Genomic DNA, 24,640 nt, shown 5'->3' on the forward strand with positions numbered 1-24,640 from the left:
CGGTCACCTTCGGCAGAAGCGTCTCACGCCAACCCGGACGCGGTCGGGGGCGTTCCGGATTCGATCCATGCGCCGGGCGGGGCCGGGCACCAAGCCGAGATCGTCATTGCGAGCGCAGCGAAGCCATCCCGTCGCGCGACGCGCACCGTTGTGCCGCCGTCCTGGGTCGCTCCGCTGCGCTCGCGATGACGGTGTGCCGAGCTGGGCGCGCCTTGCGAGAGCGGCGTTCATGGCCGCCGGGCTGCCTCGGCGAGCCAGCCGCAGAAGGCGCGGACCGCCGGATCCTCCGCGCGGGGTTCCGGGACGTAGGTGTAGTAGCTGCGCGCCGGGAGGGACGGGCCGGCGAAGGGCAGGGTCAGGCGGCCGCCCGCCACGTCATCGGCGATCAGCCGCTCCGGCCCCATGGCGACCCCGAGCCCGTCGAGGGCGGCCTGGAGCGTCAGGTAGAAATGCTCCAGCGTCACCGAGGCCTGCGGCGCCAGGTCCGGGACGCCCGCCGCCCGCAGCCAGTCCGGCCAGACCCGCGGGAGCGTGGCGGCATGCAGCAGCGTATGCTGCCGGAGCTGCTCGGGCCGTTCGAGCGGCAGGCGCTGCAGCAGCGTCGGGCTGCAGACGGGGATGCGCCGCTCCGACAGGAACGGCTCCGCGCGATGGCCCGGGCGTGCGTCCGGCCCGCCGCGAATCGCGACGTCGAACGGGTCCGCGAGCTGCGCCAGGGGCACGTTCGAGGTCGTCAGCCGCACCTCGATCGACGGGTTCGCCCTCTGGAAGCCGGACAGGCGCGGGATCAGCCAGCGCAGGGTGAAGGTGGCGAGCGCGTTCACGTGCAGCAGGCGCGGACGCCCGCGCTCGGCCTGGCGGGCCGTGGCCAGGGCGATGCGGTCGAGGGCGGCGCCGATCTCGGTGGCGTAGGCGCTGCCCGCCTCGGTGAGGACCACGCGCCGGTTGTGGCGCTCGAACAGCGGCAGCCCGAGCCAGCCCTCCAGCGTCTGGACGTGCCGGCTGACCGCCCCGTGGGTCACCCGCAGCTCGTCCGCCGCCCGCGTGAAGCTCCCGTGCCGCGCGGCCGCCTCGAAGGCTTTCACGGCGTTGAGCGGCGGCAGGCGACGGTGCATGGGTCAGGTTTCCTCACGCGAGCGTCAGCATAAGTCGTTTGTCAGCTCCGGGCCAGGGCGCCATCCTGAATCGGCACCACGAAGGATGGCTGGATGTCCGTCGCGTCCGATCTGACCGCGTCTTCCGGAACCGCGTCCCTGCCGGATGCCCGGCGCACGCTGGTGGCCACCGGCGTGAACCACGCCTTGCACGACGGCTACACGGACCTGATCTACGTGCTGCTGCCGGTCTGGCAGGCGGAATTCGGCCTCGACTACGTGGCCCTGGCCTTCCTGCGCTCGCTCTACAACGGCGCGCTGGCGGCGCTGCAGATGCCGGCGAGCCGCCTCGCCCAGGCGTGGGGTGCCCGCACCGTGCTGGTGCTCGGCACATTGCTCAGCGCGGCCGGCTACGCGATCGCCGGCGCTTCGGGCGGTCTCGTCGGGCTCGGCCTCGGCCTCCTGCTCGGCGGCGCCGGCAGCAGCACGCAGCATCCCCTGGCCTCGGCGGTGATCGCCCGGGCCTATGGCCCCGGCGCCCGCGGGCCCCTCGGCACCTACAATTTCACCGGCGATCTCGGGAAGGCGGCAGTCCCCCCCATGGTCGGCCTCCTGCTGACCCTGACGGGCTGGCGGCACGCCCTCTGGGCGATCGCCGGGGCGGGTCTCGTGGTCGCGCTGGCCGTCGGGCGCCTACTGCCGCGTGAGCCACAGTCACGCAGCAGCCGCTTGCCCGCCACGCGGACGGCTGCGCGCGCCGCGGGCGGGTCGGGGAGCGGCACCGGCTTCCGGCTGCTCGTCGGGATCGGGATGCTCGACAACGCGGCCCGTCCGGCCTTCCTGCTCTACCTGCCGTTCCTGCTGCAGGAGAAGGGCGCGGCGCTGACCACGGTGGGCCTCGCGCTGTCGCTGGTCTTCGTCGGCGGTGCGCTGGGCAAGGCCGTGTGCGGCCGGCTCGGGGAACGCCTCGGCGTGACCCGGACCGTGATCCTCACCGAGACCGGGACGGCGCTCGCGATCCTGGCGGTGATCGTGCTGCCGCTGACCCCCGGGCTGATCCTGCTGCCGCTGCTGGGCGTGATGCTGAACGGCACCTCCTCGGTGCTCTACGGCACGGTACCGGAACTGGCTCCGGGCGGCCGGGTCGAGCATGCCTTCGCGGTGTTCTACACCTGGACGCTCGGCGGCAGCGCGCTGGCGGCGCCGCTGCTCTACGGAAAGCTCGGCGACGCGGCCGGCCCGCACTGGGCGGCCGTGGCGGCGGCCGCGACGGCGCTCGCCGCGGTACCGCTGATGCTGGCTTTGGCGCCGCGCCTCAAGGCGGCGCGGTCGGCCTGAGGCGCGGCCTCAGCGTAACGCCCCGTCCTTCCGGGGCGCCGCAGGCGAGCCCGGAACCCGGAGCCGCCGACGCTGCCATCCGGGCGCCCGGTGCGGTTCGGGACTCCAGGCCCTGCTCCGCAGTCCCGGAATGACGGGGACGGCCTCTCCCGGGATGGACGCCTCAGAGGCTCCCCAGGGCACTGACTCGGACCGCCTCGGACCGGCCGTCCACCGCCACGTCCCGGATCTCCGCCGGCGCCACGCGGGCCGCCTCGTAGACCGCCTCCGACACGACCGCCACGCAGCCGAGGATCTTGGTCAGGCCCTGGAGGCGGGCCGCGACGTTGACGGTGTCGCCGAGCGCCGTGAAGCGGGCGTCGGTGGCGTCGCCCATCTCGCCGACGATTGCCGGGCCGGCATGCACGCCGATCCCGTATCGGAGGGTGTGCTCCAGATCGGCTGCCAGCAGCCGGTTCAGGGTCTCGACCGACTCGGCGATGAGGTCGATCCCCCGCAGGGCGTCCCGGGCGGCCTGCTCGGGCTCCGTCTCCAGGCCGAACAGGGCCAGCAGACCGTCGCCGAGGAACTGGTTGGTCGAGCCGCCGGCCTCCCGCACGGCGTCGCCGACCGCGCCGAGGAAGCGGTTGATGATGAACACCGTGTCGTAGGGCAGGCGCTCCTCGGCGAGCCGCGTCGAGCCGCGCAGGTCGACGAACATCGCCACGATGAAGCGCTCCTCGCCGGATTGCGCCCGGTCGAGCAGGTCGGCCTGGCGCATCCGGGGCTGCGGCGGCAGCAGCGGCACCACGGCCATGTCGGTCTCGGGCCGGAACTGGCAGGCGAGGCGCACCCCCGGACCGGCGGCGATCCGCTCCAGCACCGCCCGCTCGGTCCGGCCGGGCGTGGGCGCGCCGTCGCTGCCATCCGTCACCCGGATCCGACAGGTCGAGCACCGGCCGCGGCCGCCGCAGACGCTGGCATGGGGGATCCGGTTGCGCCGGCTCGCCTCCAGCACGCTCGTGCCCCGGGGCACCCGCACCACCCGACCGTCCGGATAGCTGAGCCGGATCGTGCCGCGCTTGACCTCCGCCAGGGTCCGCACGCCGCGGGCCGCGATCACCGCCGCTACGAGGCCCGCATAGGTTCCGAGCAGCCCGTTCCGGATGGCGGCGAGCCGCGCCACCTGATCGGGCAGCCCGACATGGACCGGCTGGAGGGCCACCGCCCGCCAGGCCGGATCCTGCGCCAGGGTGAGGATCATCCGGCCGCCTTGCGCGAAGCCCAGCAGCGACAGGACCGGCACCAGGACCGCCAGAGCCAGCAGCCAGGGCGCCATGCGCCCGAAGGCGGGCTTCAGCCGCAGCCAGAAATACAACCCCATGCAGCCGTGGATCCAGGCGATGACCAGGACCGTGACCTGCAGCAGGCCGAGCGTCGGCGAGGCGATCCAGAAGGCGTAGAGTTCCTGCGCGTAGCCCTTGTCGAGGCCCTCGGTGACGAAGGAGATCCGGGTCGCCGTGATGTGGCTGATGAGCAGCGTCGGAATGAGCAGGCCGGAGACCAGCTGCAGGGTCTCGGATGGCCGCCAGTGGAAGAAGCGGGCCGCGTAGAGAGCCTGGAGCCCGAGCAGCAGATGGACCACGAGGGCGCCGTAGAGCAGCGTCAGGCCGAACGGGTTGAGCCAGACGGCCGTGACGATGTCGAGGCCGTCCTCCATGGCGTCGATGGAGATGTTGCCCAGGGCGTGGTTGAGCAGGTGGGTCAGCACGTAGCCGAACAGGACCAGGCCGCTGGCCAGCCGGAGGCGCCGGAGGTTCAGGCGGATCCGTGCGGCTGGCGTGGCCGATCGGGGTTGCGCGGCCGCATCGGCGGAGCGAAGCGTCGCGATCGAGGCTGTGCGCACCATGCTGGGAGGTCCGAGGGGATCGCTTTTGGGTCCGCCATTCACGGACCCTCGTACCAGCAAGACTTCCGCCCCGCCCGATTTATTTCTACTTCCCGGCGATCCGTGAGGCTCATCGGTGCGAGCCACGCGGACTGGCCGCGCCGGAGACCCGATGCTGGAATCCTACTTCGCCCGAAGCGCCGCCGCGGTGGCCGCCGACCTGATCGGCGCCCGCCTGTTCGTCGGCGCGACCGGCGGGATCATCGTCGAGACCGAGGCCTATGACAGCACCGATCCGGCCTCTCACAGCTTCCGCGGCCCGACCCGGCGCAATGCCAGCATGTTCGGACCGCCGGCCCATGCCTATGTCTACCGCTCCTACGGGATGCACTGGTGCCTGAACCTCGTCTGTGAGCCCGGCAGCGCGGTGCTGCTCCGGGCCCTCGCGCCGACCGAGGGTCTCGCCGCCATGGCGGCCCGCCGGGGCACGGACGCGCCGCGGCTGCTCTGCGCCGGCCCCGGCCGCCTCGCTCAGGCGCTCGGCATCACCGACGCGCTGGACGGGGCGCCGCTGGCGCGGGCGCCGTTCCGGTTCGAGCCCCGCGCCGCGCCAGCCGACGTGGTGAGCGCCCGCCGCATCGGGATCACCCGCGGCGCCGAGACGCCCTGGCGCTTCCTCCTCGCCGGCTCCCGGTTCGTCAGCCGGCCGGCACCGAGGCCTGGACCGGTTCCCGGTGCCGGCCGAGGCACGCCGTGACACAGGCCCGGGAACTTGGGCATCCGCCTGAGGTTCCCCGGTCGTGGATGAGGGAGCCGCAGCATGCTGGCGATGAACTACCGTGGACCGTACCGCGTGCGGGTCGATCGCAAGCCGGTCCCCGTCTGCGAGCATGTCGAGGACGCGGTCATCCGGGTTACGCGCACCTGCATCTGCGGGTCTGATCTTCACCTCTATCACGGGATGGTGCCGGATACCCGCGTGGGCATGACGTTCGGTCACGAATTCACCGGCGTTGTTGAGGAAGTCGGCCCCGGCGTGCGCAATCTCGCCGTCGGCGACCACGTGCTGGTCCCGTTCAACATCGCCTGCGGCCGCTGCCATTTCTGCAAGCAGGGGCTGTTCGGCAATTGCCACGAGGCGAACGCGCAGGCGACCGCGGTCGGCGGCATCTTCGGCTACTCGCACACCGCCGGCGGCTACGACGGCGGTCAGGCCGAGTACGTCCGAGTGCCCTACGCCGATGTCGGCCCCTGCAAGATCCCCGAGACGATGGACCTCGACGACGCGGTGCTGCTCACCGACGTCGTGCCGACCGGCTATCAGGCGGCCGAGATGGGCGGGATCCAGCGCGGCGACACTGTCGTGGTCTTCGGGGCCGGACCGGTCGGCATCATGGCGGCGCGCTGCGCGTGGCTGTTCGGGGCCGGCCGGGTGATCGTCATCGACCACGTCGAGTACCGCCTCGACTTCGCGCGGCGCTACTGTCCCGCCGAGGTCTACAATTTCCGCTCGATCGGGGATCCCGTGGTCTTCCTGAAGAAGACGACCGATTCCCTCGGGGCCGACGTCTGCATCGACGCCGTCGGCGGCGACGCCGCGGGGAGCGCCCTGCACACCCTGATGGGCACCAAGCTGAAGCTGGAGGGCGGCTCGGCGGTGGCGCTCCACTGGGCGATCAACTCGGTCAAGAAAGGCGGGATCGTCTCGATCGTCGGGGTCTACGGGCCGACCGGCAACCTGATCCCGATCGGCAACGTCCTGAACAAGGGCATCACCATCCGGGCCAACCAGGCCTCGGTGAAGCGCCTCCTGCCGAAGCTGATCGCCCATATCGAGGCGGGCCGCCTGAACCCCAAGGAACTGATCACCCACAAGGTACCCCTCGAGGAGGCCGCGGATGCCTATCACCTCTTCTCGGCCAAGCTCGATGACTGCATCAAGCCGGTCCTCGTCCCCCCGACGGCACGCGCGTGAGGAGGGGGCGATGAGAAACCGTCCGATCGATCCGTCGACGGTCCCGGGCTGGGGCGTCGACGCGGATCCGCAGAACGACCCGACCTACCCGATGCGCGACATCACGCGCGACGACAGCCGGGGCATGAACTGGACGCGCCCGCCGAAGCAGCCGGCGCGCGTCGAGGTCCTCACCTCGATCGAGTACAAGGCCCGGCCGGCGGTCGTCGGCACGGCGACGCCGCCGCGGGGCGTGAGCGGGGTGATCCGCCGGCAGGCCTTCAAGTACAGCGAGTCTCAGTGGGCGCACTGGCTGATGCTGATGGCGGCCGACCGGGTGAATGTCGTCGAGGGCGTGGTCGACGACCTCGCACGGGGCCGCGTCCCCAACGTCCCGGCCGAGATGGGGGCCCGGGCCGAGCTGGCCCACAACCGCTCCGGCCTGGCGGGCAAGCTCGCGCTCACCGGCGCGGTGATCGGGCTCGGGATCCTGGTCTCGCGCCTCGCCCGGGCGGAGCGGCGCTAGCGTCGCTTCCTCCCGTCATCCCGGGGCCGCGCAGCGGAACCCGGGATCCGGACCCGCCGCTACGCCCGGCCCGTCACCGGCGGCGGCTCTCGGTTCCGGGTTTGCCTCCGGCACCCCGGAACGCCGGTGCTGAGCTGCGCTCCGGATCGCGTCCGTCCGATCAGGGGGTAGCTTTCGCAGCGGGTCCTCCCTCGGCTAGGACAGCGGGACGCGCAGCCCTCCGGGCGCCTGCGGGTGAGGGGAGGGGCCATGGCCGGCAGGGATGAAGCGACGTGGCGGGTCGGCGTCCTGTTCTCCCGCAGCGGGGTCAGCGGCATCACCGAGACCGAGCATTTCCTCGGCACCGCCCTGGCGATCGAGGAGATCAACCGAGCCGGCGGCGTGCTCGGCCGCCCGATCGAGCCGGTCTGCTACGACCCCGCCGGCGACACCGACGCCTACCGCACCCTGGCCCGGCGGATGCTTGCCGAGGACGGGGTCGAGGTGGTGTTCGGCTGCTCGCTCTCGGCGAGCCGCAAGTCGGTGCTGTCCACCGTGGAGCGGCACAACGGGCTGCTCTGGTACCCGTCGATCTACGAGGGCTTCGAGTATTCGGAGAACATCATCTATACCGGCGCGACCCTCAACCAGAACGTCTTCGCCCTGGCCGACTACCTCCTGCAGGCGCATGGCTCCCGGATCTTCCTGATCGGGTCCGACTACATCTACCCGCGGGAATCGAACCGGGTCATGCGCGACCTGATCGAGGCGAAGGGTGGAATCATCGTCGGCGAGCTGTATGCAGCCCTCGATGCGGATGATGCAGCCCATGCTGCCATGATCGCCGCGATCCGCGACGCCGCCCCCGACGCGGTGTTCTCCACGGTGGTAGGGCGCGGCGCCGAGCGGCTCTACCGCGCCTACGCCGAATCCGGCATCGACCGCGCCCGCTGCCCGATCGCCAGCCTGACCCTGGCGGAGGGCCAGATCCACGCGATCGGCCCCGAGCACTGCACCGGCCACGTCCTGGCGGCCCCGTATTTCGGCGCGCTGGCGAGCGAGGAGAACCGGCGCTTCGTCGCCGCTTTCCAGGCCCGGTTCGGGCCCGAGCGCCCCACCAGCATGTGGTCGGAGACCGCCTACGCGCAGGTCCACCTCTTCGCCCGGGCGCTCGCGGAGGCCGGCACCCTCGACGCCGAGCGCCTCGGCGCGGCGGCCCTGCGGCAGCGCCTCGCGGCCCCGGAGGGCGAACTCGCCTTCGATGGCGAGACGCGCCACATCTGGCTCACCCCCGGCATCGGCGTCGCCCGCGCGGACGGGCAGTTCGACGTGGTCTGGCGGGCGCGCCGGCCGGTGCGGCCCGACCCGTACCTCGCGTGGTCCCGGTTCGAGACGAACTGGCTGGAGGAGGGGCTCGCCGCGTGACCGCCCCCGCCCGCAAGATCCTGGACGACCTGCGGCGCGCTCGCGCCCTCGTCATCCATCCCCGGGACGAGGAGGGCGCCGCGCTCCTGGAGCAACTGCGCCGCCTTGGCTGCGCGGTCTCCCTCGCGTGGCCGCCACCCGCCGCCCTGCCGGCCGACATCGACACGCTGTTCATCCAGCTCGACGACGCTCAGGTGATGCACCTGCTGCCGGCGATCGAGGCGATCGAGCCCGCTGTCATCGCCATCGTGGCCTACGAGAGCCCGACCTCGCTGAAGGCGATCGCCGACGTCAACGCCCACGGCGTGCTCAACAAGCCGCTTCACCCGCGGGGCGTGCTCACCCAGTTCGCCCTGGCCCGCTACAGGCGCGGCTACGAGGGGCGCCTGACCAGCAAGATCAACCGGTTGGAGGAGACCATGAAGGGCCGCCGCACCGTCGAGAAGGCGGTCCGGCTGCTCGTGGACCTGAACCGGATCGACGAGGACGCCGCCTACAAGATGCTCCGGGACCGGGCCACCGCCTCCCGCGTGCCGATGGCGAGCGTGGCCGAGAGCGTGGTCTCGGCCCACGAGGCGATGAGCGGTCTCGGCCTGCGCATCGCGTTGGCGGAAAAGACCTGATCGCAGCAGCCTGCCGCATTTATGGTCTTGCGGTCCGTATCGCGACGCGTATCGTAGTCTAACCGGGCAAGGTTGCCCCGCAGCAGGATTGCTGCACTACATCACGGCTTTGAGGCCTCTGGTTCGCGGACGAACTTGTCCGCGCCCAGGGGCTTTTTGCGTTTTGGAGCTTTCATGATCCAGACGAACGGTCCTGCGCGCCCGCCGATACGGGTGTCGTGCATCCAGTTCGAGCCGGAATTCGGCGCGGTCGCGGCCAATCTGGCGCGCGCGTCGGACCTCGTCCGCGCGGCCGCCGCCGAGGGCAGCCGCCTGATCGTGCTGCCGGAACTCGCCAGCACCGGCTACGTGTTCGAATCCGCCGCGGAGGCCGCCGCGCTGGCTGAGCCGGTGCCGGACGGCCCGACCACCCAGGCCTGGGCGGCGCTCGCCGCCGAACTCGGCGTCCACATCGTGGCGGGGATCGCCGAATCCGCGGGCGACACCCTCTACAACGCCGCCGTGATCGTCGGGCCCGAGGGCTATATCGGCACCTACCGCAAGGCGCATCTCTGGGACCAGGAGAACGTGTTCTTCGCCCGGGGCGACCTCGGCTTCCCGGTCTTCGACACCACGCTCGGCAAGGTTGGCGTCGCCATCTGCTACGACGGCTGGTTCCCCGAGACTTTCCGGCAACTGGCGCTCGCCGGCGCCGAGATCGTCTGCATCCCGACCAACTGGGTGCCGATGCCTGACCAGCCCGAGGGCGAGGCCGCCATGGCCAACACCCTGCACCGGGCCGCCGCCCACACGAACGGCATCTTCATCGCCTGCGCCGACCGGGTCGGAATCGAGCGCGGCCAGCCCTTCGAGGGGCAGAGCCTGATCATCGGCCCCAAGGGCTGGCCGCTCGCCGGCCCGGCGAGCCGGGACCGGACCGAGACCCTCTCGGCCCAGGTCGACCTCGATGCGGCAGGCCGCAAGGACCTCAACACGTTCAACTCGCTGCTGCGTGACCGCCGCACCGACATCTACGGCTGAGCCGAGACCCGTCCCCGTCCCTGTCCGACCCCATCCCTGCCCGTTTCAAGGAGTTCGTTCATGGTGAAATGGTCCCTCGTCGGCGCCGCGGCGCTCGCCCTCGCCGCCACGGCCGCGCAGGCCGCCGATGGCAAGCCGATCGTGATCGGCATCCCGATCGGCCTGTCGGGCGCCAACAGCGTCGTCGCCCCCTCGGTGGTGCAGGCGGCCGAGCTCGCGGTCGAGGAGATCAACGCCAAGGGCGGCGTGCTCGGCCGCAAGCTCGTCCTGGAGGTCGCCGACGACGCCTCGGGGGCGGCCGGCGCCCAGAAGGCCTTCGACAGCCTGATCTACCAGAAGAAGGTCGACGTCCTGATCTCGATGGAGACGAGCGCGGCCCGCAACGCCGGCCTGCCCGCCGTGACCAAAGGCAAGGTGCCGTACATCTACACCTCGTTCTACGAGGGCCACTCCTGCAACAGGAACATGTTCGTGGACGCCTGGGTGCCGGAGCAGCAGGTTCCGCCGGTGGTGGACGCCTTCAAGGCAAAGGGCGCCAAGACCTACTTCCTCATCGGCAGCGACTACGCCTTCGGCCGCGGCATGCTGGGCTTCGCCAAGAGCTACGTCGAGAAGGCCGGCGGCAAGGTCCTCGGCGAGGAGTACCTGCCGATGGACGGCAGCGACTGGACGGCGATCGTCTCCAAGCTGAAGGAGGCCAAGCCCGACGCGCTGATCACCTCGACCGCGGGCGGCGCGCCGAACGTCACGCTGACCAAGCAACTGCGCGGCGCGGGCGTGACGCTGCCCTTCGCCAACCTCGCGCTGGACGAGGGCACCGCCAAGAGCATGGGCGCGGACGCCGAGGGCGTCTACCTCTCGGCCTCCTACGTCACCGGGATCGACAGCCCGGAGAACAAGGCCTTCCTGGCGGCGATGCAGAAGAAGTTCAGCGCGGAGCTGCGCACCCCGAACGACCTCTCGGTGCCGGAATACGAGGCGATCTACCTCTACAAGGCCGCCGTCGAGAAGGCGGGCGGGACCGAGACCGCCAAGGTGCTGGAGGCGCTGCCGACCGTGAGCTTCACCGGGCCGCGCGGCACGATCACCATGAGCAAGCAGCACCACGCGCCGCTGACCATGTATCTCGGCCAGATCCAGAAGGACGGCACCGTGAAGGTCGCCGGCACCTTCAAGGACGTCGATCCCGGCGAGCAGTGCCCGAAGCTGCCGTAAGGGGAGGGGGCTGACGCTCGTCCTTCGCCGCAGAGGCGACGCGCCCCCTCTCCTGAGACCGCGTTGCCCGTGCCGATGGCCCGCGCAGATGCGTGATGCGGCAGACCCGCGGTGGGGCGTTCGTCTCGCCGTGCCTCTTCCGCCTCGCGATGACGGTCCTTCAACCGGAACTCCCCGATGCTGCTCACCCTCGACATCCTGACCACGGCGGCGATCCTGTTCATCGTCTCGATCGGCCTGCTGGCGATCTTCGGCGTGCTCAAGATCATCAACTTCGCCCACGGGGCGTGGCTGACGGTCGGCGCCTACTGCGCGGTGGTGACCGCCAAGATCGGGCTCAACCCTTGGGCAGCGCTGCCGCTCGCCTTCGTCATCGGCGCGGCGCTCGGCGGCCTCGCGGAGCACTTCATCATCCGCCCGCTCTACCGGCGGCCCCTCGACGCGATCCTCGCCACCTGGGGGCTCGGCATCGTGCTCGGGCAGCTCATCACCCTGGCCTTCGGCCGCGACGTCCAGCTCACCCCGAACCTCTACGCCGGCACCGTCGAGATCCTCGGCGTCGACTACTCCGCCTACCGCCTCGTGGCTCTGGGCATCGCGCTGGCGATCGGCACGCTGTTCGCGCTCACCATCGAGCGCACCCGGCTCGGCCTCTCGGCCCGGGCGGTGATCATGAACGAGACCCTGGCGCGCAGCCTCGGCATCGATACCGGGCGCGTGCGCCTCGTCGTGTTCATGATCGGCGCCGGCTTCGCGGGCCTCGCCGGCGTCCTGCTGACGCCGCTCACCAGCGTCGACCCGAACATGGGCGTCTCCTGGCTGATCGGCGCCTTCATGCTGGTGATGGTCGCCGACGCCTCTTACCTGGCGCTCGCGGCGGCCTGTCTCGTCTTCGGGGCCGCGCAGGTCCTGATCAGCACCTTCGTGAGCCCGATCCTGGGCAGCATCGCCGTCGCGGTGCTCGCCGCCCTCGTGCTGCGGATCAGCCCGAAAGGTTTCTCCCGTGCTTGAGACCCTGCCCGTCGCCGAGCGCGCCGCCGCGGCGCCCCGCGGACGCCGCCTGTCCCGCGCCGCGCCCTTCGTAGTCGCGGCCCTGGCGGCGCTGGCCCTCTGGATCGCGCCGCCCTTCCTCGACACCTTCGCGGTCAACGTCCTGACCCGCTCGATGATCTACGCGGTGCTGGCCGTCACGGTGGACCTGCTCTGGGGCTTCGCGGGGATCCTGACCTTCGGGCAGGCGGCGTTCTTCGGCATCGGCGCCTACGCCACCGCGATGATCCTCGGCGCCTACGGGGCGACGCCGCTGGGGATCGCCGCGGCCGTCGCGGCGGCGCTCTTGGCGCCGGCCCTGCTCGGCCTCGCGGTCGGCTGGCTGTCCTTCTATCACCGCTCGACCCCGCTCTACGCCTCGGTGATCTCGCTGGTCGTCCCGATCGTCGTGGTGCAGCTCATCTACTCGGGCGGGGAATGGACCGGCTCCAGCAGCGGCCTCGTCGGGTTCGACGTGCTGCCCTTCGAGATCGAGGGCTATTTCCGCCTCGCGGCGCTGTTCCTGATCGTCGTCACGCTGGCAGCCTGGATCCTGGTCCGGGCCGATGCCGGCCGCGCCCTCGTGGCACTCCGGGACAACGAGGCGCGCTGCGCCTATCTCGGCCTCAACCCGCGGCGCCTGCAGATCCGGTTGACCGCTTCGCTCGCCGGGGTCGCGGGGCTCGCGGGCTTCCTGTTCGCCAACGCCTCGGGCGTGGTCGCGCCCGAGAATGCCGGCTTCCTGTTCGGCACCGAGCTGGTAATCTGGGTGGCGCTCGGCGGCCGCGGCACGCTGCTCGGCCCGGTGCTCGGCACCGTCGCCATCGACTACCTTGCGGCGAACCTGTCCGGCGACCTGCCGTTCCTCTGGCAGCTCCTCTTAGGCACGGCCTTCGTGGCCATCATCATCCTGCTGCCGGGCGGCCTCGCCGACCTCGTCGGCCGCCTGTGGCGGGCGCTGCCGGTGGGCCGGCGCGTGCCGGCGCCGCCGCGCCTCGTCGCCCGGACCGCCGAGACGGAAGCGACGGCTGCCGCGACCCCCATCCTCAAGGTCGAGGGCCTCGCCAAGGCCTATGGCAGCCTGACGGTTCTGGAGGGCATCGACCTGGAGATCCGGGCGGGCGAGCTCGTCAGCCTCGTCGGCCCCAACGGCGCCGGCAAGACCACGCTGATGCGCTGCCTCAGCGACGGCACCGAGCCGTTCACGGGCGCCATCGCGGTCGGCGGCACGCCGATCACCGGGCTGACGCCGAACCGGATCGTCGGCCTCGGGGTCGGGCGCAAGTTCCAGGTCGCGAGCGTGTTTGAGAGCCTGTCTGTGGCCGACTGCCTCCGTCTCGCCCGGGCGCCGCATGACGGCCTGAGCCCGGTCGGGCAGGCCGAGACGCTGGGCCTGCCGCAGCCGGCCCTCGACGTCCTGCGCATGACCGGCCTCGACCGGCTGCTGACCCGGCCGACGCACCTCCTGTCACACGGCCAGAAGCAGGCGCTCGAACTCGCCATGGTGGTGGCGCTGGAGCCGCGTCTGATCCTGCTCGACGAGCCCACCGCCGGCCTGACCAAGGCCGAGCGCACCACCATCGGGACCGTGCTCAAGGCGCTCACTGCCGAGGGCCGGATCGCCGCCGTGCTGGTGGAGCACGACCTCGACTTCGTGCGCGAGATCTCGTCGCGGATCGTGGTGCTGCACCAGGGCCGGCTCGTCCTCGACGGCACGGTCGAGGACGTCGTCGGCTCCGAGCTGGTCCGGACCATCTATGCGGGAGGTGCCCATGGTTGAGGCAGCGCGGCGGATCGAGCCGGCAGGGGCCGCACTCACCCTGGAGCACGTGTCGAGCGGCTACGGAGCCGTGTCGATCGTGAAGGACGTGTCCCTGTCGGTGGGGCAGGGGGAGATCGTGGCGCTCCTCGGCAAGAACGGCATGGGCAAGACCACGCTCCTCAAGACCATCTTAGGCATGGTGGCCCTGCGTGGCGGCGCGGTCACCCTGGGGCGGCAGGCGCTGGCCGGCCTCTCGCCCGCCCGGCTCGTGGCGCTCGGCGTCGGCTACGCGCCGCAGGAGCAGCCCCTGTTCCAGGACCTGTCGATCCGCGACAACCTGCGCCTCGCGGTGCCGTCCGACAGGATGCTGCCGGAGGCTCTGGAGCGGCTGTTCGGCCACTTCCCGTTCCTGAAGGACCGCCTCGCCCAGCGGGCCGGCACCCTCTCGGGGGGCGAGCAGAAGATGCTGATCCTCGGGCGCGCCCTGATGCTGCGCCCGCGGCTCCTCCTGATCGACGAGATCTCCGAGGGCGTGCAGCCATCCATGGTCGAGCGCCTGCGCGGGGTGCTCCAGGCCGAGCGGGATTCGGGCGTGTCCATGCTGGTGGTGGAGCAGCACGTCGCCTTCGCGCTGGCGCTGGCCGACCGCTACGCCGTCCTCAAGCTCGGCGAAATCGTCGACAGCGGCCCCGCCAGGGCGCCGGAGGCGCAGGGGCGCGTCATCGACCATTTGGCGGTGTGAGGCCGTTTCGGTGCCGATCCCCACGCCGTCCTTGCGAGCGCAGCGAAGCGACCCAGGGCGGGGTTACCTCTCCGAGCGCGGCGCCGTCTGGGTCGCTTCGCTGCGCTCGCAAGGGCGGCGAGTTCACCCTGAACCGGGAGCCGTGAGCGCATGATCGAACTCAACACCTTCTCGATCGCCGCCTGCTGTCCGCGCACCGGGCAGCTCGGCGTGGCGGTGGCGAGCGCCGTCCCGGCGGTAGGCGGGCTCTGCCCATATATTCGGGTCGGGATCGGGGCCGTCACCACCCAGTCCTGGGTGAACCCCTACCTCGCCGCCCGTATCCTCGACGGGCTGGCCAGCGGGCAGGATCCCGAGGCCGCGCTGGCGGCGGCGCTCGCCACCGACGACCGGCCTGACCTGCGCCAGCTCGGCCTCGTCGACGCGCGCGGGACCGGCGCGGCCTGGACCGGCACCGGCTGCACGCGGGCGGCCGGCCACCGCACCGGGGCCGGCTATGCCGTCCAGGGCAACATGCTCGCCGGGCCCGACGTGATCGACGCCATGGCGCAGGCCTTCGAAGGAAGCGCCGCCCGCGACCTCGACGAGCGGCTCATGCGGACCCTGGAGGCCGGCGATGCCGCCGGCGGCGACCGGCGCGGCAAGCAATCGGCGGCGCTCAAGATCGTCGCCAGCGAGGATTACCCGTTCCTCGACCTGCGCGTCGACGAGCACGCGGAACCTGTCGCAGAGCTGCGCCGCGTCCTCGCAATCGCCCGCCGGCAGCTCGTGCCCTTCGTGGCCGGCATGCCCCGGAAGGGCGGCCCGGCCGGCGCCCTGCCGGACGATATCGTGGCGATGCTCCTCAAGGCGCCCGCCGAGCGGCCGGGCGGGTCACTCGATGGCGGGCCCGTCGGAGCGCCCGACCTCCTGCGCGACGTCATCGGCCTGCGCCAGGAGCCCGGGCGGACCGCGCATCTGCTGGCCCGGTTCGCGCCGGTGCTCGCCGAGATCGCGCGGCTCCGCGATCTCGACCTCGCGGACATCCATCCGCCGATCGTCTTCGATCCGACCTTGCCCTACCGCCGGGTGCCCCATGACTGACGCCCTGTGGCAGCTGCCGATCACGGAACTCGCGCGGCGGATCGCGGCACGGGCGCTGTCGAGCACCGACCTCGTCGGTGCCTCGCTGGACCGGATCGCACGCCTCGACGGCGCTTTGAACAGCGTCGTCCGCCTGTCGCCCGGGGCACTCGACGCCGCGCGGGAGGCCGACGCCGAGATCGCCAGGACCGGGCCCCGCGGCCCGCTGCACGGTATCCCGATCGCCATCAAGGACAATTACACCACGGCCGACCTGCCGACCCGGGCCGGCACCGCGGTGGAGGCCCTGACCTTCCCGATGGAGGACAGCCACGCTGTGGCGCGGCTGCGCGCGGCCGGCGCGGTGATCCTCGGCAAGCTGCGCATGCATGAATTCGCCTGGGGCATGATCACGCCGCCGACGCGCAACCCCTGGGACCTCGCCCGGGTGCCCGGCGGGTCCAGCGGCGGCTCTGGCGCCGCGGTCGCGGCCCGGCTCTGCCCCGCCGCCCTCGGCTCGGATACCGGCGGCTCGATCCGCATCCCGGCCGCCCTGTGCGGCGTGGTCGGCCTCAAGCCGACCTATGGCCGGGTCGGGCGCTCGGGAATCGTGCCGCATTCCTGGTCCCTCGACCATGCCGGGCCGCTGACCCTGACGGTGGCCGACGCCGCCCTGATGCTGCAGGTCCTGGCCGGCCCGGATGCCGGCGACCCGGCGTCCAGCGCGGCTCCGGTCGACGATTATACGGCTGGGCTGGACCGGCCGATCCGGGGCTTGCGCGTCGCGGTGATCCGCAATCACTTCTTCGACGCGGTCGACGACGATGTCGCTGCCGCCGTCGAGGGAGCGCTCCGCTTCTTCGCCGCGCAGGGCTGCACGATCCGCGATGTCGCGGTGCCGTCCCTGCGCCACGGGCTCGGCGCCATCTACGCCATCGAACTCGCCTCCTCGACCGCCTATCACGACCGCAGCCTCACCCAGGGCCACGTGGCGGGCTTCGCCGCCGATGTCCGCGACCTCGTGGAGATGGGCCGACTCGTCACCGGGCCGGACTATCTGCGCGCCGAGCAGGTGCGGGCCCTGATCATGGACGAGATGGCCGCCATCCTGGCGGAGGCCGACGTGATCATCGGCCCGGCCTCGCCCTTGACCGCCTGGCGAACGGACGAGACCACGGTGTCGGTCGCCGGCCGCGCGGAGAGCGTGCTGGCGGCCTCCTGGCGCCTGACCTATCCGTTCAATCTCACGGGCCTGCCCGCCATCGCGCTGCCCTGCGGCTTCGACCGGCGCAGCCTGCCGATCAGCCTTCAGATCGCCGCCCGGCCTTTCGCCGAGGCCGTGATGCTGCGCGCGGCCCACCAGTACGAGCGGGCACATGATTGGTGGCGACGGGTTCCGCCACATGCGGGCTGAAGCGGTTGCACAATCCGCTGAAGCTGAGCGATCCGGATGCGATCGGTTGTTCGCAACCAATACCGCATCTTATCGCGGTCGTTTCCGCAATCTATCCGGTCGATCGCCGCGGAACCCTTCTTCCGCGATCCCCGTTACTGCCCCTGATTGATTGCAGTCAGGAGGTTACTGATGCGGAACATCATTCTCTCGGGCGCCCTGTTTGCTGCCCTGTGCGGCGCGGCCAGCGCCGAGGACACCACGGTCATCCGTCGCGATAGCGGTCCGAGCGTCGCCGTCGATCACCGCGAGGGCGTGGTCGAGCGCCGCGAGGTCACGACTGGCAGCGTCGATTGCGGCTCCAAGACCGTCCACAAGGAGGACGGCATGGGCAACTCCAAGACCGTCCATAAGGAAGGCTGCAACTGAGTAGCCGCCGCCTGAAACGATCTGACGACCTCGGAGATTTCCCCATGACGAACAAGCTTCTTCTGTCGCTGGCGACCGCAGGCCTTCTCGCCCTTCCGGTGGCCGCCCAGGCTCAGGGGACCCTGCGCGGCGCGGCCGAGGGGGCCGAGGCCGGATCGGCCGCGGCGGGCCCGGTCGGCGGCATCGTTGGCGGTGCGGTCGGCGCGGCCACCGGCACGGTGGGTGGCATCCTGGGCGTCGACGACCGCCCGCGCTTCCGCAGCTACGTCCGCGAGCGCGGTGCTCGCTCGTACAGCTGGGGCGGCCCGGTCCGGGTCGGGACCGTGCTACCGGAAGACAGCGTCACCTACTACGACGTGCCCACAGAGTACCGGGTGCGGCCGGGCTACCGCTACACCATCGTGAACGACCAGCCGGTCCTGGTCGACCGCGGTCACCGCATCGTCGAGGTGATCGACTGATCTTGCACGGGGCGCCGGATGATCCGGCGCCCCGTCTCCTGAAGATCCATCCTGGCTTACCGGTGAAGGGTACGGAGACACGCCCGTCTTTGCCGGGGCAGTGATGCAATTCAGGGCCGCACAACCTCGGCAAGCATGGCACCGACTGCATGGCTTCGCTGCGCTCGCAAGGACGGGCACGCTGTGCGACAGGCTAGGGCCCTGAACGGCTGCGTCAGCTTCGTGTGAGCACCAACTCCGGCATCTGCAGGGTGTGATCCGGGAACGCCGTCTCGAAGCCGGGACGGCCCTCGCGGAGCGCGCTTGCCGCTAGGGCGGCAGTGGGATGCTGTGTGTCGGGGCGAGGCCGGACACCGTGCCGGCGGTGTTGTCGACCATGAAGGTCCCGGCATTGGGGCCGTACTCCCATGCAGGCCTGCCCGGTGGGCGGGCGCCGGCATTGCGCGCAGAGCCGCAAGTCCCCCGCCGACGCATCGATTCCCACCGCGGGCCCCACGAAGGGGGAGCTGTCGCCCACCCGGCGCCATCCAGGACCTCGGAGATCTCGCTTGCGGGTTCGCTAAGGAAATTCCGGCCAGCCCGTGGCCCTGACGCGCACCACCGGCTTCCGCGCCCCGAGTGGGCCTCGCGATGGCGGGGCCCTCATGTGCGTCGGCCCGGTATGGCATTGACGCCCGGCCCCGCTCGTTCCGACGGGATCGCCCGTCAGCCGGGCCCGGATCTCACCCCTCACCCCCGATGATGCCGCGGATGCGGGTCGCGAGCGCCTCCAGGGCGAAGGGCTTCGTCATCACCTGCATGCCGGGGCCGAGATGGCCGTGGTTGAGCGCGGCATTCTCGGCATAGCCGGTGATGAAGAGGACCTTCAGGTCCGGGCGATGCTGGCGGCCGGCATCGGCCATCTGGCGGCCGTTCATGCCGCCGGGCAGACCGACATCGGTGATCAGCATGTCGATGCGCACGTCCGACTGGAGCACCTTCAGGCCCGTGGCGCCGTCCGCCGCCTCGATCGCCGCGTAGCCGAGATCTTCGAGCACCTCGGTCACCAGCATCCGCACGGTGGGCTCGTCATCCACCACCAGGACCGTCTCGCCCTGTTCGGCGCGGGGCGCGTGGGCGAGGTCGGGCAGGCTCACCTCCGCCTCCGCCTCGCCGATATGGCGGGGCAGGTACAGGCAGACCATCGTGCCCTGGCCGACTTCCGAGTAGATCCGGACCTGCCCGCCGGACTGCTTGGCGAAGCCGTAGATCATCGACAGGCCGAGGCCGGTCCCCTCGCCGATCGGCTTGGTGGTGAAGAACGGATCGAACGCCTTGGCGACCACGTCGGGTGTCATGCCGGTGCCGTTGTCCGAGACACAGAGCGTCACGTACTGCCCCGGCTCCAGTTCGCGCTCCTGAGCGGCCCGGTGGTCGAGCCAGCGGTTGGCGGTCTCGATGACGATGCGGCCGCCCTTCGGCATCGCGTCCCGGGCGTTGATGCACAGGTTGAGCAGCGCGTTCTCGAGCTGGCTCGGGTCCACGAGCGTGGGCCACAGACCGCCGGCCCCCACGGATTCGATCGCCACCGCGGGGCCGACCGTACGGCGCACAAGTTCCATCATGCCATCGACCAAGCGGTTCACGTCCGTCGGCTTCGGATCGAGGGTCTGGCGGCGCGAGAAGGCCAGCAGGCGGTGGGTCAGGGCGGCGGCGCGCTTGGCCGCCCCCTGCGCCGCGCTGATATAGCGCTCCAGGTCCCCGACCCGGCCCTGCATCATCCGGGTCTGCATCAGCTCCAGCGAGCCGACGATGCCGGCCAGCATGTTGTTGAAGTCGTGGGCGAGGCCGCCGGTCAGCTGGCCGACCGCCTCCATCTTCTGCGATTGGCGCAGGGCCTCCTCGGTCCGCATCAGCTCGGCCGTGCGTTCGGCGACGCGGTGCTCCAGGGTCTCGTTGAGGCTGCGCAGCATCGCGGTGACGCGGTCCCGCTCCGCCTCGACGGCGCGGCGCTCATCCACGTCGATCAGGACGCCGGGAAAGCTCAGGGGCGTGCCGTCCGGCCCATGGTCGACGCGGCCATTGGCCTCCAGCCAGTAATAGTGCCCGTCGGCGCGCCGGACTCGGTACTGGTGCGCGTAGGCGCCGCCGCGGGCGATCGCAGCCCTGATGGCTTCGGCGAGACCCGCCTGATCGTCGGGGTGCACGGTCTCCACCACCTGGGCCAGGCTCAGCCCCTCGCGCCCCAGGGCCGGATCGAGGCCGAAGCTGCGGGCGAAAGCCTCATCCACGGTGAAGCGGTCGCGCGGCAGGTCCCAGAGCCAGGTCCCGATGATCGCGCCGGCCGCAAGAGCAAGCTGCACGCGCTCGACGTTCGTCCGGGCGAGGGCCTCGCTGGCCCGCAGCGCATCCTCCGCCGCCCGGCGCGCGGTGACGTCCCGGAACAGCACCGAAACCTGGCGCCGGCTCGCCGGCTCGATTCGGGCGGCTGAGACGTCGATGAAGCGGTTGGCCTGGGCGAAGAAGCGCTCGAACCGGATCGGGATGCCGGTGCGGAGCACGCCGCCGTACAGGTCGAGCCAGGCCTCGGCGTCCTCGGCCGGGACGAGGTCGCGCAGCGTCCGTCCGACGATCCGAGAGATGCCGGTGTGGCGCTCGTAGCCCGGATTGGCCTCGACATGGACGTAGTCGCTCAGGGGGCCGTGCGGCCCGTCGAAGAACTCGATGATGCAGAAGCCTTCGTCGATGGCCTCGAACAGCGTCCGGTAGCGCGCCTCGCCGGCGCGCAGGGCGTCGCGGGCCTGCCTCTGCTCCGTGATGTCGCGCGCCACTCCGGAGAACCGCACCGGTCGCCCGTCGGCATCGCGCTCGATCTCCCCCTGTCGCGCGATCCAGCGGATCTCGCCGGTATCCGGTCGCCGGATCCGGTAGGCGACGTCGCGCGGGGCGTCGCCGCGGCGCCGGCTGACCGTCGTCGAGATGAGGGGCTGGTCCTCCGGCAGGATCAGCGCCTCGACCGTTTCGGCCGGGTAGGTGTCGCGCTCCGGCAGGCCATAGAGCCGGCAGAATTGCGGGGTCGGGTGCAGGATCCCGTCCTCGACCCCCACGGTGAACAGGCCGATCCCGCCGGCCTCCTGCGCCCGCAGCAGATGCGCCTGGGCCTCCCGGAGCGCCAGACCGGCGCTGTGCAGCTCCGAGCGGTCCCGGAGCACCTTCACGTAGCCGACATGGGCACCGGACCGGTCGCGCAGCGGCGTCAGCGCGCCGGACACGCGCAGGCACTCGCCATCGGCGCGCAGGTGCCGGACCTCGTCCTCGACGCTGCCCTGGTCCAGAGCTGCGCGCAAAGCGGCCTCGGGGCGGCCCGCCGCCCGGTCCTCGGGCGTGAACAGCGCCGAGAAGGGTTGGCCGCATATCGCTTCCGCCGTCCAGCCGAGGATGTCCTCGGCGCCGGCATTCCAGGCGGTGATGCGCCCGTCGCGGTCAGTGGTGAGGGCGGCGAACCGGGGGGCGCCGTCGGGGATTGCCTGCGCGGGCCCGCCACCACCCGCCACCGCTTGCGCGCGGAGGCCGGCGGCTTCCGCCTCCAGCGCGCGGGCGCGCCGCAGGAGCGCCTCGGTCCCGGTCTCGTCCACGCTCAGGTTCCGGGCGTCGCGACCGGATCGGCCGCCTGCCGCCCGGACGCGCGGGGGCCGGGCGGCGCGGGACGGGCACGGCTGGTCGCGATCGGGGCTGCGGAGGCGGACGATTCGGGCACGGAGCGGGTTTTGCGAGAGCGGCGGGTCGTGGGCGCCTTCTGCCGGAAACGGCCCCCGGGCGCCACCGCGGGCGCAGCATAACGCGCGGGAAACCGCCCGGGCTGCCTCGGTCGATCCGCTCGGACGGCTCAGTGGGGATCGGTGAGGCGGCAGGTGGCGCTGCTGGCGCGGGGCCAGCCGTAGTAGATCGTCTCGGCCTGCACGTCGGCGAGGCTCACGACTTCCGGCACGGAGGCCTGCTGCGTGTCGAGCACCGCTCCGCCGGCCCCGGTGAAGGTGCAGAGGATGGTCACGTTCGTCGCGAGATCCGGACCGGTGTTGCGCAGGTTGACCATCGCCCTCTGCGGCTCGTGGGAATCCGGCGGCGTGTGCAGCCGGGTCTCCCGGATGACGAGGGCGGCATCGGCCCGCGTCGGCGTGGCGAACGCCACGATCAGGCCGGCAGCCAAGAAGGCAGCAGCCTGCCGCGACGACTGCATCCTGCGCATAAGACCGCTCATCCCATCATTGCGCCGGGTCACGGGCCCGGCACCCCCTCCGGTCAAACGACGAAACCGGGACCCGGGTTCGCCATCCGGCGCGTCGGGTGCTGCAAATCAGGTTCAGTTGCGCAGCGGCTTGGCGTCGATCTGCATCCGGTAGACCGTCGTCGGAAATTTCACGGCCGAGGCCGCGCCGCCGTTCATCGCCGGCGTGCGGTTCATCTGCGCTGCCGGGATCCACAGGCCGCCCTCCTCGTCGATCCACATCGCGTCGACCCAGACGAGCCGCGGGTCCTGCACCAGCGTGCTCATCGTCCCGTCCGGCGCGATCTTGAGGATCCGCAGGCCGTCCGTGTCGCTCGCGTAGATCGTGCCCGCCGCGTCGATGGCGGTGCCGCCCGTCGCCACGGTGGCGGCGTGGAGCTTCACGTGCTTGGCGCGCTCGGCGTCACTCACCGTCGCATCGTCGAGATACCGGGTCTCGATGCTGTAGAGCGGCCCGGTGCAGGCTTGGTAGTAGAAGGTCTTGCCGTCCGGCGAGACTTCCAGCTGGTCGGCGTGGATGAAGAGCAGCTTGTCCGTGTCGTCCCGGAGCACCCGGCCCTGGCCGGTGAGCGGGCGCTGCGCGATCGTCGACCAATGGCCGTCGAGCACCCGCCGCAGGCCGCCGGTCTCGCGGTCGAGGACGATCAGCCCGGGCTGGCCGGCATCCGTCAGGTAGATGTGGCCGCCGTTGAAGCGGAAATCGTCGATGAAGCTCTTGTCGGTGGTCGCCGCCTGGAGCGGGTAGACCCTGCGCACGGCGTTCGTGGCGAGGTCGATCTGCACGAGCTTCGGGCCGCCGGGCAGCGGCGCCGCGCCCATGCCGGGCGCGCCCTTGTCGACCACCCAGAGGTCGCCGTCCGGGCCGATCCGGATGGCGTTGACCGCCACGAAGGCCTTGGCCGGGTCGTCGCCCGTCTTCCAGCCGTTCCAGGCCGCGTCGGGGAACGGGACCGCCTTGCCGTCCCGCCACTCGCCGAGCTCGATTCCGGTGTCCTTGCTCTGCCGCTGGAACGGCGAGAACAGCCGGCCGTCCGAGGACCGGGTGATGCCGTTGAAGACGAGGCTGTCCGATTCCACCATCGGCTTGAGCGCGTCGGACCCGGCCGGCGCCTCGGCGGCGCGGCCGGGGGTGCCCAGGCCGACGGCCAGCAGGAGGGCGAGGAGCGTGGCGCGCATGGTGGGATCCCGGTCCGGCGGCGAAGCGTCTCGGCCGGTAAGCCCCCGGCGCGCGCGGTGTTCCGGGCCGATCCCATCGGCCGCACCGAAGACGCCTGCGACGCTTCGCCGGGGCTGGATCCTGCCGAAATGAGAACATATAGTGAACGCAGGGTGAGCGCCGCACGGGGCGGCCGAGGAGGAGCGAGGGATGGCCAAGTACCGGTTCCACTGCACCAACGGCCTCGAATGCGTGTTCGACGCGCGCGGCACCGAGGTCCGCGCGACGGCACGCCTCGTCGACCGGGCGCGGAAGGTCGCCTCCGACGTGCGGCAATCGCTGGCCAACCGCACCGACTGGGCCGAGTGGCGGGTCAGCGTGCACGACCTCTCGGGCCGGCGGGTCCTGGTGCAGCCCTTCGAGCCGGCGTCGGGTCGCGCCAGGGCGGCCTGAATGGCGGCGCCGATCAAGACGATCCGGCCGGGGCCGGCCCCGGGCGCGGGGATGACCGCCGCGGAAGCGGATCAGACGATCCGCCCGCTGAGCCTGTCCGCGTTCATCGGTCAGCGGGCGGCGCGGGCGAACATGCAGGTGTTCATCGAGGCGGCGAAGAAGACGGGTCAGGCGCTCGACCACGTGCTGTTCGTCGGGCCGCCCGGACTGGGCAAGACCACGCTCGCCCAGATCGTGGCGCGCGAGCTCGGCGTGAACTTCCGCTCGACCTCCGGGCCGGTCATCGCCAAGGCCGGCGATCTGGCCGCCCAGCTCACCAACCTGGAGGAGCGCGACGTCCTGTTCATCGACGAGATCCACCGGCTCAACCCGGCGGTCGAGGAGATCCTCTACCCGGCCATGGAGGATTACCAGCTCGACCTGATCATCGGCGAGGGCCCGGCGGCGCGCTCGGTCAAGATCGAGCTGCCGAAGTTCACCCTGGTGGGCGCCACGACGCGCGCGGGTCTCTTGACGACGCCGCTGCGCGACCGGTTCGGGATCCCGATCCGTCTGGAATTCTACGAGATCGACGAGCTGGAGCAGATCGTGGCCCGCGGCGCGCGGGTCCTGGGCCTGGGCATGTCGGCGGAGGGCGCCAACGAGATCGCCCGGCGGGCGCGGGGCACGCCGCGGATCGCGGGGCGGCTGCTGCGGCGGGTGCGGGACTTCGCGGTGGTGGCGGAGGCCGAGACGGTGACGCGGGCGATCGCCGACCGGGCGCTGCAGCTGCTGGACGTCGACGGGGCCGGGCTCGACGTGATGGACCGCAAGTACCTGAGCCTGATCGCGCGCGCGTTCGGGGGCGG

22 protein-coding genes are annotated in these 24,640 nt (G+C 71.6%); 17 read left to right on the forward strand and 5 right to left on the reverse strand.

Annotated elements, in window-relative coordinates; all coding sequences use genetic code 11:
- Nucleotides 1-227: 227 nt before the first annotated feature.
- Complete coding sequence (gene gcvA, locus BLT59_RS26635; protein WP_091788093.1) at nt 228-1,115, reverse strand: transcriptional regulator GcvA; 888 nt, start codon at nt 1,113-1,115, stop codon at nt 228-230.
- A gap of 93 nt (nt 1,116-1,208) precedes the next feature.
- Between gcvA and BLT59_RS26640 the strand changes: the two genes are divergently transcribed.
- The gene (locus BLT59_RS26640; protein WP_091788094.1) at nt 1,209-2,432 is read left to right on the forward strand and encodes an MFS transporter; all 1,224 of its coding nucleotides are present in this window, start codon (nt 1,209-1,211) and stop codon (nt 2,430-2,432) included.
- Between the two features lie 163 nt (nt 2,433-2,595).
- On the opposite strand, the gene BLT59_RS26645 is transcribed toward BLT59_RS26640, so the two are convergent.
- On the reverse strand, nt 2,596-4,320 hold the full coding sequence (locus BLT59_RS26645) for an adenylate/guanylate cyclase domain-containing protein (protein ID WP_091788098.1): 1,725 nt from the start codon (nt 4,318-4,320) through the stop codon (nt 2,596-2,598).
- A 151-nt stretch (nt 4,321-4,471) separates the two neighbouring features.
- Here BLT59_RS26645 and BLT59_RS26650 point away from each other — a divergent pair, with 151 nt between their 5' ends.
- The 14 genes from BLT59_RS26650 to BLT59_RS26715 all read left to right on the forward strand — a co-directional run bounded on the left by BLT59_RS26650 (nt 4,472) and on the right by BLT59_RS26715 (nt 17,919).
- The gene (locus BLT59_RS26650; RefSeq protein WP_091788102.1) at nt 4,472-5,056 is read left to right on the forward strand and encodes a DNA-3-methyladenine glycosylase; all 585 of its coding nucleotides are present in this window, start codon (nt 4,472-4,474) and stop codon (nt 5,054-5,056) included.
- Between the two features lie 63 nt (nt 5,057-5,119).
- Nucleotides 5,120-6,274 (forward strand): zinc-dependent alcohol dehydrogenase, encoded by a 1,155-nt coding sequence (locus BLT59_RS26655; RefSeq protein ID WP_091788105.1) that lies wholly within the window; start codon nt 5,120-5,122, stop codon nt 6,272-6,274.
- A gap of 10 nt (nt 6,275-6,284) precedes the next feature.
- A complete protein-coding gene (locus BLT59_RS26660) occupies nt 6,285-6,779 on the forward strand; it encodes a hypothetical protein (RefSeq protein WP_091788108.1) in 495 nt (164 codons plus the stop codon).
- 249 nt (nt 6,780-7,028) lie between these two features.
- The gene (locus BLT59_RS26665) at nt 7,029-8,183 is read left to right on the forward strand and encodes a transporter substrate-binding domain-containing protein (RefSeq protein WP_091788111.1); all 1,155 of its coding nucleotides are present in this window, start codon (nt 7,029-7,031) and stop codon (nt 8,181-8,183) included.
- Nucleotides 8,180-8,806 carry an ANTAR domain-containing response regulator gene (locus BLT59_RS26670; protein WP_091788114.1) on the forward strand — a complete coding sequence of 209 codons (627 nt, stop codon included), beginning with the start codon at nt 8,180-8,182 and terminating at the stop codon, nt 8,804-8,806. Before BLT59_RS26665 ends, BLT59_RS26670 begins: the two co-directional genes overlap by 4 nt.
- 174 nt (nt 8,807-8,980) lie before the next feature.
- Nucleotides 8,981-9,826: a nitrilase family protein gene (locus BLT59_RS26675; RefSeq protein WP_091788117.1), complete on the forward strand. Its 846-nt coding sequence runs from the start codon at nt 8,981-8,983 to the stop codon at nt 9,824-9,826.
- Between the two features lie 60 nt (nt 9,827-9,886).
- The gene (locus BLT59_RS26680; RefSeq protein WP_091788119.1) at nt 9,887-11,041 is read left to right on the forward strand and encodes a substrate-binding protein; all 1,155 of its coding nucleotides are present in this window, start codon (nt 9,887-9,889) and stop codon (nt 11,039-11,041) included.
- A gap of 177 nt (nt 11,042-11,218) precedes the next feature.
- The gene (locus BLT59_RS26685; RefSeq protein ID WP_091788122.1) at nt 11,219-12,052 is read left to right on the forward strand and encodes a branched-chain amino acid ABC transporter permease; all 834 of its coding nucleotides are present in this window, start codon (nt 11,219-11,221) and stop codon (nt 12,050-12,052) included.
- Entirely contained in the window at nt 12,045-13,850 is a 1,806-nt protein-coding gene (locus tag BLT59_RS26690) for a branched-chain amino acid ABC transporter ATP-binding protein/permease (protein ID WP_091788123.1), read from the forward strand. Before BLT59_RS26685 ends, BLT59_RS26690 begins: the two co-directional genes overlap by 8 nt.
- Nucleotides 13,843-14,574 (forward strand): ABC transporter ATP-binding protein, encoded by a 732-nt coding sequence (locus BLT59_RS26695; protein ID WP_091788153.1) that lies wholly within the window; start codon nt 13,843-13,845, stop codon nt 14,572-14,574. The genes BLT59_RS26690 and BLT59_RS26695 overlap by 8 nt, the downstream gene beginning before the upstream one ends.
- 150 nt (nt 14,575-14,724) lie before the next feature.
- Complete coding sequence (locus tag BLT59_RS26700; protein WP_091788126.1) at nt 14,725-15,657, forward strand: DUF1028 domain-containing protein; 933 nt, start codon at nt 14,725-14,727, stop codon at nt 15,655-15,657.
- Complete coding sequence (locus BLT59_RS26705; RefSeq protein WP_091788129.1) at nt 15,650-17,050, forward strand: amidase; 1,401 nt, start codon at nt 15,650-15,652, stop codon at nt 17,048-17,050. The genes BLT59_RS26700 and BLT59_RS26705 overlap by 8 nt, the downstream gene beginning before the upstream one ends.
- A 171-nt stretch (nt 17,051-17,221) precedes the next feature.
- Nucleotides 17,222-17,458, forward strand: a complete 237-nt coding sequence (locus BLT59_RS26710; RefSeq protein ID WP_091788131.1) for a hypothetical protein — start codon at nt 17,222-17,224, stop codon at nt 17,456-17,458.
- A gap of 44 nt (nt 17,459-17,502) precedes the next feature.
- Nucleotides 17,503-17,919 (forward strand): DUF1236 domain-containing protein, encoded by a 417-nt coding sequence (locus tag BLT59_RS26715; protein ID WP_091788134.1) that lies wholly within the window; start codon nt 17,503-17,505, stop codon nt 17,917-17,919.
- A 722-nt stretch (nt 17,920-18,641) separates the two neighbouring features.
- Here BLT59_RS26715 and BLT59_RS26720 read toward each other — a convergent pair.
- From BLT59_RS26720 to BLT59_RS26735, 3 genes are all read right to left on the reverse strand, one after another.
- The gene (locus BLT59_RS26720; RefSeq protein WP_210185991.1) at nt 18,642-21,533 is read right to left on the reverse strand and encodes a PAS domain-containing hybrid sensor histidine kinase/response regulator; all 2,892 of its coding nucleotides are present in this window, start codon (nt 21,531-21,533) and stop codon (nt 18,642-18,644) included.
- A 251-nt stretch (nt 21,534-21,784) separates the two neighbouring features.
- A complete protein-coding gene (locus tag BLT59_RS26730) occupies nt 21,785-22,144 on the reverse strand; it encodes a hypothetical protein (RefSeq protein ID WP_091788140.1) in 360 nt (119 codons plus the stop codon).
- A 114-nt stretch (nt 22,145-22,258) separates the two neighbouring features.
- Nucleotides 22,259-23,359: an SMP-30/gluconolactonase/LRE family protein gene (locus tag BLT59_RS26735; RefSeq protein ID WP_091788143.1), complete on the reverse strand. Its 1,101-nt coding sequence runs from the start codon at nt 23,357-23,359 to the stop codon at nt 22,259-22,261.
- A gap of 190 nt (nt 23,360-23,549) precedes the next feature.
- On the opposite strand from BLT59_RS26735, the gene BLT59_RS26740 reads away from it, so the two are divergent.
- The gene (locus BLT59_RS26740; protein WP_091788146.1) at nt 23,550-23,792 is read left to right on the forward strand and encodes a DUF6894 family protein; all 243 of its coding nucleotides are present in this window, start codon (nt 23,550-23,552) and stop codon (nt 23,790-23,792) included.
- 51 nt (nt 23,793-23,843) lie between these two features.
- A partial coding sequence (ruvB, locus tag BLT59_RS26745) for a Holliday junction branch migration DNA helicase RuvB (protein WP_244514162.1) occupies nt 23,844-24,640 on the forward strand: 797 nt, incomplete at its 3' end.

This window comes from Methylobacterium sp. UNC378MF (assembly GCF_900103195.1).
GTDB lineage: Bacteria > Pseudomonadota > Alphaproteobacteria > Rhizobiales > Beijerinckiaceae > Methylobacterium.

What these genes read in the sequence shown, in the direction of transcription:
- gcvA (WP_091788093.1), bottom strand. Translation starts at nt 1,115, where the DNA reads ATGCACCGTCGCCTGCCGCCGCTCAACGCCGTGAAAGCCTTCGAGGCG.
- BLT59_RS26640 (WP_091788094.1), top strand. Translation starts at nt 1,209, where the DNA reads ATGTCCGTCGCGTCCGATCTGACCGCGTCTTCCGGAACCGCGTCCCTG.
- BLT59_RS26645 (WP_091788098.1), bottom strand. Translation starts at nt 4,320, where the DNA reads ATGGTGCGCACAGCCTCGATCGCGACGCTTCGCTCCGCCGATGCGGCC.
- BLT59_RS26650 (WP_091788102.1), top strand. Translation starts at nt 4,472, where the DNA reads ATGCTGGAATCCTACTTCGCCCGAAGCGCCGCCGCGGTGGCCGCCGAC.
- BLT59_RS26655 (WP_091788105.1), top strand. Translation starts at nt 5,120, where the DNA reads ATGCTGGCGATGAACTACCGTGGACCGTACCGCGTGCGGGTCGATCGC.
- BLT59_RS26660 (WP_091788108.1), top strand. Translation starts at nt 6,285, where the DNA reads ATGAGAAACCGTCCGATCGATCCGTCGACGGTCCCGGGCTGGGGCGTC.
- BLT59_RS26665 (WP_091788111.1), top strand. Translation starts at nt 7,029, where the DNA reads ATGGCCGGCAGGGATGAAGCGACGTGGCGGGTCGGCGTCCTGTTCTCC.
- BLT59_RS26675 (WP_091788117.1), top strand. Translation starts at nt 8,981, where the DNA reads ATGATCCAGACGAACGGTCCTGCGCGCCCGCCGATACGGGTGTCGTGC.
- BLT59_RS26680 (WP_091788119.1), top strand. Translation starts at nt 9,887, where the DNA reads ATGGTGAAATGGTCCCTCGTCGGCGCCGCGGCGCTCGCCCTCGCCGCC.
- BLT59_RS26685 (WP_091788122.1), top strand. Translation starts at nt 11,219, where the DNA reads ATGCTGCTCACCCTCGACATCCTGACCACGGCGGCGATCCTGTTCATC.
- BLT59_RS26695 (WP_091788153.1), top strand. Translation starts at nt 13,843, where the DNA reads ATGGTTGAGGCAGCGCGGCGGATCGAGCCGGCAGGGGCCGCACTCACC.
- BLT59_RS26700 (WP_091788126.1), top strand. Translation starts at nt 14,725, where the DNA reads ATGATCGAACTCAACACCTTCTCGATCGCCGCCTGCTGTCCGCGCACC.
- BLT59_RS26705 (WP_091788129.1), top strand. Translation starts at nt 15,650, where the DNA reads ATGACTGACGCCCTGTGGCAGCTGCCGATCACGGAACTCGCGCGGCGG.
- BLT59_RS26710 (WP_091788131.1), top strand. Translation starts at nt 17,222, where the DNA reads ATGCGGAACATCATTCTCTCGGGCGCCCTGTTTGCTGCCCTGTGCGGC.
- BLT59_RS26715 (WP_091788134.1), top strand. Translation starts at nt 17,503, where the DNA reads ATGACGAACAAGCTTCTTCTGTCGCTGGCGACCGCAGGCCTTCTCGCC.
- BLT59_RS26730 (WP_091788140.1), bottom strand. Translation starts at nt 22,144, where the DNA reads ATGCGCAGGATGCAGTCGTCGCGGCAGGCTGCTGCCTTCTTGGCTGCC.
- BLT59_RS26735 (WP_091788143.1), bottom strand. Translation starts at nt 23,359, where the DNA reads ATGCGCGCCACGCTCCTCGCCCTCCTGCTGGCCGTCGGCCTGGGCACC.
- BLT59_RS26740 (WP_091788146.1), top strand. Translation starts at nt 23,550, where the DNA reads ATGGCCAAGTACCGGTTCCACTGCACCAACGGCCTCGAATGCGTGTTC.